The 1,169-nt window shown below is 52.5% G+C and carries 2 protein-coding genes; both read right to left on the bottom strand.

Annotation, left to right across the window (positions count from 1 at the left end; all coding sequences use genetic code 11):
• A partial coding sequence (locus tag ACTQ34_RS17985) for a virulence RhuM family protein (protein ID WP_441364967.1) occupies window positions 1-373 on the bottom strand: 373 nt, incomplete at its 3' end.
• Window positions 370-1,169, bottom strand: an 800-nt coding sequence (locus ACTQ34_RS17980; protein WP_441364966.1) for a hypothetical protein, incomplete at its 5' end; no start/stop codon positions are given. The genes ACTQ34_RS17980 and ACTQ34_RS17985, both read right to left, overlap by 4 nt.

Below are 1,169 nucleotides of genomic sequence, written 5' to 3'. Positions count from 1 at the left end.
TGATGATGAAGTCTTTCAACACTCTGTTTGCCCAAATGCGGAACATGGTCGCCTTTTTGGAGTTCACACGATACCCCACAGCGATGATGGCGTCCAGATTGTAATAGTTGGTCTGATACCGTTTCCCGTCCGCCGCAGTTGTTTCCATTTTGGAAACAACTGAATCCTCGCTCAGTTCGCCGGATTCAAAAATGTTTTTCAGATGCTTGGAAATGGCCGCTTTCTGCACCTCGAACAGTTCTGCCATTTTTGCCTGTGTCAGCCAGAGGTTTTCCTGAAAGAGCAGGATTTCCACCCGCACTTCTCCGTTTTCGGTCTTGTAAAAGAGGATTTCTCTGGTTTCATACGGGGTCAGTCCCTGTTCCTCGCTCATTCCTCGTCACCTCCATCCGTCCGGTTCTTTCCCCGGCTCTTGTAGACATTATACTGGTTCTTGCACCGTGGGCTGCAAAAGGCGGCGTTGGACCGGCTGCCCAGGAACACCTTCTGGCAGTGCTTGCACAGGCGCAGGGGCTGCTCCCCGTCCACCAGCATGAAGCTGAACATCATCTGGATACCCAGCAGCAGGGAATGGAAATCCCAGTAAATGGTAGGCTTATCCAGCAGCTCAATGTGGTAGGTGGGGGCAATCCCGCCAAATGCGGCCATAGCCTTGCGGTGCAGCCCCCGTTCGTCCTCGCCCATGAAATCATAGTCATTGTAGTAGAAAAAGGCGGTGGTTAGCGTAAAGGCCCAGTCCTTGAACTGTTGAGCAACCCACTCGTAGGGTTCCGCATATTCCCGCTGGAAGCTCATGTTTTTCGCCATCGGCTCGTCCATGAAGGTCATGGTCAGGGCAATCATCGTCCGGTCACCGGACACATTCCACGTGGATTCTATGCCTTTCTTCACCAAGTCCAGCTGGTCAAAAGGATAAAACAGGGACAGGTATTTGTCTGTCGCCATGGATTCTTCCTTAATGAAGTGGTTTTTGGGCAGGTATACCGCCTCATAGTCCATAAAGGACGGCGTGGTGGGCAGGGCGGTCATCAGCCCCAGCAGGCCGTACCGTGTGATAAACTCCATTACCGCCTTTTCCACTTCTGCTTCCGGCTTGCGTCCCATCATCAGCATCCCCACATTCAGCGCATCCAGCACAATGTTGGGGACCTCTTTCAGCGGATTGTAGA

The sequence above is a fragment of the Agathobaculum sp. LCP25S3_E8 genome, from assembly GCF_052117165.1.
Taxonomy (GTDB): domain Bacteria; phylum Bacillota; class Clostridia; order Oscillospirales; family Butyricicoccaceae; genus Agathobaculum.
Note: the sequence above shows the minus strand (reverse complement) of the source record. Positions and strands in the feature narration are given on the sequence as shown.